Origin of the sequence: Pseudomonas sp. 39004, from assembly GCF_028682155.1 — a bacterium.
GTDB lineage: Bacteria > Pseudomonadota > Gammaproteobacteria > Pseudomonadales > Pseudomonadaceae > Aquipseudomonas > Aquipseudomonas capeferrum.
On the sequence record NZ_JANIAG010000252.1, the window covers coordinates 1 to 5664 of the forward strand.

At 66.6% G+C, this 5664-nt stretch carries 3 protein-coding genes; all 3 read left to right on the forward strand.

All coding sequences use genetic code 11. The features are described from left to right. The first annotated feature begins 196 nt into the window (after positions 1-196). Positions 197-2713, forward strand: coding sequence for an excinuclease ABC subunit UvrA (gene uvrA / locus NP534_RS25310; RefSeq protein ID WP_274100529.1), 2517 nt, complete (start codon positions 197-199; stop codon positions 2711-2713). 61 nt (positions 2714-2774) lie between these two features. After that, positions 2775-4424: an MFS transporter gene (locus NP534_RS25315; protein WP_274100530.1), complete on the forward strand. Its 1650-nt coding sequence runs from the start codon at positions 2775-2777 to the stop codon at positions 4422-4424. After that, positions 4421-5554, forward strand: coding sequence for an HlyD family secretion protein (locus NP534_RS25320; protein ID WP_274100531.1), 1134 nt, complete (start codon positions 4421-4423; stop codon positions 5552-5554). Before NP534_RS25315 ends, NP534_RS25320 begins: the two co-directional genes overlap by 4 nt. Positions 5555-5664: the final 110 nt, after the last annotated feature.

A 5664-nucleotide genomic window follows, 5' to 3' on the forward strand; every position in this document is an offset into this window, starting at 1 on the left:
GAGCTTAGCTCGCGGTGCGCCGCGCGGGCGGCGCTCGATCTCGCGGGCGCTAAACCTCCCAAGGCATGCCCAGCGGCGCTCGATCTCGCAGGCGCTAAACCTCCCAACCCCTACACCTGCCAGCCCCACCCCAATCCCCGCACAGACTCTGAAATTACTGCTACCGTGCCCCATTTACCCAGCCAAGGAGCGCCCAATGCCACCACGCACCCCACCCCCTACCGGTTTCGTCCGTGTCCGTGGCGCTCGCGAGCACAACCTCAAGAACATCGACGTGGACATCCCCCGCGACGCGCTGGTGGTGTTCACCGGTGTATCCGGCTCGGGCAAATCTTCATTGGCCTTCTCCACCCTGTATGCCGAAGCCCAGCGCCGCTACTTCGAATCGGTCGCGCCCTATGCCCGGCGCCTGATCGACCAGGTTGGCGTACCCGACGTGGATGCCATCGAAGGCCTGCCCCCTGCGGTGGCCCTGCAACAGCAACGCGGCACGCCAAGCGCGCGTTCCTCGGTCGGCAGCGTCACCACATTGTCCAGCTCGATCCGCATGCTCTACTCGCGTGCCGGCCACTACCCGGCCGGGCAGGCCATGCTGTACGCCGAAGACTTCTCGCCCAATACCCCACAAGGGGCCTGCCCCGAATGCCACGGCCTGGGCCGTGTCTACGAGGTGAACGAGGCAACCATGGTCCCCGACCCGTCGCTGACCATACGTGAGCGGGCGGTGGCCGCCTGGCCGATGGCCTGGCAGGGCCAGAACCTGCGCGACATCCTGGTGACCATGGGCTATGACGTTGACACCCCCTGGCGCGACCTGCCCCAGGAGCAACGCGACTGGATCCTCTACACCGAAGAAACCCCCACCGTGCCGGTCTACGCCGGGCTCAGCCCGGCGCAGACCCGCGCCGCACTCAAGCGCAAGCTCGAACCCAGCTACCAAGGCACCTTCAGCGGCGCCCGGCGCTACGTGATGCACACGTTCATGCATTCGCAGAGCGCGCAGATGCGCAAACGCGTCTCCCAATTCATGCGCCCAAGCCCCTGCCCGCTGTGCCAGGGTAAACGCCTCAAGCGCGCAGCGCTGGCCGTGACCTTCGCCGGCCGCGACATCGGCGAGCTGTCGCGCCTGCCTTTGCAGACGCTGGCCGAGGTGTTCCGCTCGGTGGCAGCCCCCGGTTATCTGCAACAGCACGAAGACACCCTGACCCTGGAAAAGCGCCTGGCCGCCCAGCGCATCGCCCACGAACTGCTGGAACGGATAGCGCCGCTGATCGACCTTGGCCTCGGCTACCTGGCCCTGGAACGCAGCACGCCGACGCTATCCTCGGGCGAACTGCAACGCCTGCGCCTGGCCACCCAGCTCAACTCGCAACTGTTCGGCGTCATCTACGTGCTCGACGAACCGTCGGCCGGCCTGCACCCGGCCGACAGCGAAGCGCTGTTCGACGCCCTGCAACGGCTCAAGCGGGCGGGCAATTCGGTGTACGTCGTTGAGCACGACCTGGACACCATGCGCCGCGCCGACTGGCTGGTGGATGTCGGCCCTGCGGCCGGCGAGCATGGCGGGCAGGTGCTGTACAGCGGCCCGCCCGCAGGCCTGGCCGAGGTCGAGGTATCGCGCACCCGCGCCTATCTCTTCGCCCCGCAGCAGCCGGCCGCTCGAGCGCCACGACAGCCGCAGGCCTGGCTGCAGCTGGAGGGCATCACGCGCAACAACCTCAACAACCTCAGCACCCGGTTCCCTTTGGGGTGCTTCACCTCGGTGACCGGTATTTCCGGCTCGGGCAAGTCGAGCCTGGTCAGCCAGGCGCTGCTGGAGCTGGTCGGTGCCCACCTGGGCCATGCCGAACAGCGTGCCGAGCCCGAGGAGCAGAGCCTGGAAGACGAGCCCGAGCAGACCAGCGCAGGCCGTGTCCGCGCGGGCCTGGACAACATCAAGCGGCTGGTGCAGGTCGACCAGAAGCCCATCGGCCGCACGCCGCGCTCCAACCTTGCCACCTACACCGGCCTGTTCGACTACGTGCGCAAGCTGTTCGCCAGCACCGAGCAGGCCAAGGCGAACGGCTTCGATGCCGGGCGGTTTTCGTTCAACGTTGCCAAGGGCCGTTGCGAGAACTGCGAGGGTGAAGGGTTCGTCAGCGTCGAGCTGCTGTTCATGCCCAGCGTGTATGCACCCTGCCCCACCTGCCATGGCGCCCGCTACAACCCCGATACCCTGGCAGTGACCTGGCAGGGCATGAACATCGCCCAGGTGCTGCAACTGACCGTCGATCAAGCCCTTGCGGTGTTCGCCGAACAACCGCCGGTACGACGCTGCCTTCAAGTCCTGCAGGATATCGGCCTGGGCTACCTGCGCCTGGGCCAGCCGGCCACCGAGCTGTCCGGCGGCGAGGCGCAACGCATCAAGCTGGCCACCGAACTGCAGCGCACCGCGCGCGGGGCGACGCTGTACGTGCTGGACGAGCCCACCAACGGGCTGCATCCGCAGGACATCGACCGGCTGCTGGTGCAACTCAACCGCCTGGTCGATGCCGGGCATAGCGTGGTGGTGGTCGAGCATGACATGCGCGTGGTGGCGCAAAGCGACTGGGTGATCGACATCGGGCCGGGGGCTGGGGATGCCGGCGGCAAGGTCGTGGTCAGTGGGACGCCGCAAACAGTCGCCCAGTGCAAAGACAGCCGCACCGCCAGCTTCCTGGCCAAGGCGTTGTAGGCGCGGCAAACTTGAGCGCAGACAGTTTTAATGCCCATGCCCCTAACGTACAGTCTGCCCCATGAACAAATACGCCCCACGCCAGTGGCTCCCTCACGAAAAACCCAGCCTGCCTGGGTCGCCCTCCACCCCCCTGCACACGCCCGGGAAACGCCTGGCCTATGGGGTGGTGGGGCTACTGGTGGCGATCACGGGTGGCCTGGGCAGCGCGCTGGTAACGGCCAACTTGGTGTTCCTGCAGGGTGCCCTTGGCGCGACCACCGCCGAAATGGCCTGGCTGCCGGCCGCCTATGTGATGACCAACGTGTCGATGAACCTGCTGCTGGTCAAGTTTCGCCAGCAGTTCGGCTTGCGCGCCTTCACCGAAGTGTTCCTGGTGCTCTATGCACTGGTCACCTTCGCCCACCTGTTCGTCAATGACCTGAACTCGGCAGTCGCGGTGCGCGCCGCCCACGGCATGGTCGGCGCCGCGCTCAGTTCGCTGGGCCTGTACTACATGATCCAGGCGTTCCCCGCGCAGTGGCGGCTCAAGGCCATGGTCCTGGGCCTGGGCGCCTCGCAGCTGGCCTTGCCGCTGGCGCGGATCTTCTCCGAAGACTTGTTGCAGATCGCCGAATGGCGCGGGTTGTACCTGTTCGAGCTGGGCCTGGCACTGGCCGCACTGGGTTGCGTGCTGATGCTCAAGTTGCCGCCTGGCGACCGCTTCAAGACCTTCGAGCCGCTCGACTTTCTGACCTTCACCCTGATGGCCAGCGGCACCGCCCTGCTTTGCGCCGCACTGTCGCTGGGGCGCATCGACTGGTGGCTGGAGACGCCTTGGATCGGTGTGGCCCTGGCGTCGTCGATCGGCCTGATATTCAGCGGCCTGGCCATCGAACACAATCGCCAGAACCCCTTGTTGATGACCCGCTGGCTGGGCAGCGGCACGATCATCCGCCTGGCCCTGTGCGTGATCCTGATTCGCATGGTGACCTCGGAGCAGTCCACCGGCGCGGTGGGTTTTCTGCAGGCGCTGAACATGGGCAGCGAGCAGATGCGCACGCTGTACGCGATCATGCTGTTCGGCGCGGTGGCCGGCCTTGCCACCAGCGCCCTGACCATCGACCCCAAGCACCTGGTCATCCCGCTGCTGGTTTCGCTGCTGGCGATGGCCGTCGGGGCCTTCATGGACAGCAGCTCTAGCAACCTCACGCGCCCGGCGCAGATGTACCTGAGCCAGTTCCTGCTGGCCTTCGGCAGCACCTTCTTCCTGGGCCCGTCGATGGCCCTGGGCATCAGCCATGTGCGGGCCAACCCGCGCAACCTGGTGAGTTTTTCGGTGCTGTTCGGCATCTGCAACAACCTCGGCGGCCTGATTGGCGCAGCGCTGCTCGGCACCTTCCAGACCTGGCGGGAAAAATTTCACTCCAGCCACCTGATGGACCGCCTCAGCTACCTTGAACCGCTGGTCAACGCCCGCGTGCAAAGCGGCGGCGGCGGTTATGCCGGTCTCCTCGCCGACCCAGCGCTGCGCAGCGAAGCCGGCCTGCGCGTGCTGGCCAGTGCGGCCACCCGGGAGGCCAACGTGATGGCCTACAACGATGTCTTCATGCTGATCGGCAGCATCGCTATCCTGACCATGGTCTGGATCTGCATCCGCAGCACCTGGCTCTGGTACACGGCCGCCAAGGCCACCTCCTCCGACTCTAGCCGTAGCGCGCCTACCCGATGACCGACGAAACCCGCACGACCACCACCACCGCCCTCGCCGAGACCCCGGAAGGCACGCCGCCCCCCAGTGAACCGACCAGCCCGGTACGCTCGCGTCGGGTGCGCATCCTGTCGACGATCAGTTTTGCCTGCGTGGCCCTGGCCGGCATCCTGCTGGTGCTCTATGCCTGGCGCCTGCCGCCGTTCGGCAGCGCCATCGAGAGTACCGAAAATGCCCTGGTGCGCGGCCAGGTGACCATCATCGGCCCGCAACTCAGTGGCTACATCGTCGATGTACCGGTACATGACTTCCAGTTCGTCAAGGCGGGCGACCTGCTGGTGCAACTGGACGACCGCATCTACACGCAACGCCTGGCCCAGGCCATCGCCCAATTGCAACAGCAACAGGCGGCACTGGCCAATAACCTGCAGCAACGCAACAGTGCCGAGGCCACCATCGCCCAGCGTCAGGCGGCCATCGGTGATGCGGCAGCCCAGGCGGCCAAGGCCAAGGCCGACCTCGGCCGTAACCAGGCACTGGTCAGCGACGGCTCGGTGTCGCGCCGCGAGCTGGACCTGGCCCGTGCCAGCCAGGCGGCTGCCGTCGCCAGCCTGGCCCAGGCCAAGGCAGCGTTGGAGATCGCCCGCCAGGACCGGGAAACCGTGGTGGTCAACCGGGCTGCGCTGCAAGCCGCGGTGGAAAACGCCAAGGCCGCCGTGGAGCTGGCCCGCATCGACCTCGACAACACCCGTGTGACCGCTCCGCGCGACGGCCAGTTGGGGCAGATTGGCACGCGCCTGGGGGCCTACGTGAACTCGGGTGCGCAATTGATGGCGCTGGTGCCCGACACCCTGTGGGTGATCGCCAACATGAAGGAAACCCAGATGGCCGCAGTGCGTATCGGCCAGCCGGTGAGTTTCACCGTGGATGCCTTGAACCACCTGAAGCTGTACGGCCATGTGCAGCAGATTTCACCGGCCACCGGCTCCGAGTTCGCGCTGCTGCAGGCGGACAACGCCACCGGCAACTTCGTCAAGATTGCCCAGCGGATCCCGGTGCGCATCACCGTGGATGCCGACCAGCCGCAGGCAACGCGGTTACGGCCAGGTATGTCGGTGGTGGTGAGCATCGACACCCGTGACGGGCAGTAGGTACCTGCCGAGGTGCCGTCTTGCCGCTTTAGGCCGTGGGGTTTGTCTGGCTTTGGCTTGGCGGTGGTGCTGATATCGAGCGCCGCCCGCGCGGCGCATCGCGACGCAAG